Genomic DNA, 203 nt, shown 5'->3' on the forward strand with positions numbered 1-203 from the left:
TTGCGGGTACAAGCGTAACGTCACTTGAACCGGATACCTATTATGTCCGCACGAAGGCGACAGTGACTGCATTTGTGTCAGAAGCGCATAGTGTGACGGTGAATGCATTCACGGCAACGCCGGAAGCAACCCCGGCAGCTGTCATTGACTATACTGCCGAGCAACTGACCGGCCTGACGCCAGGCGGTGCGTATACCGTGAAC

General features: G+C 55.7%; 1 protein-coding gene. It reads left to right on the forward strand.

Annotation, left to right across the window (positions count from 1 at the left end):
* The coding region (locus C173_RS34540; RefSeq protein ID WP_036731013.1) for a hypothetical protein at positions 1–203 on the forward strand (203 nt) is incomplete at both ends.

Origin of the sequence: Paenibacillus sp. FSL R7-277 (genome assembly GCF_000517965.1) — a bacterium.
Lineage (GTDB): Bacteria > Bacillota > Bacilli > Paenibacillales > Paenibacillaceae > Paenibacillus_AQ > Paenibacillus_AQ silagei.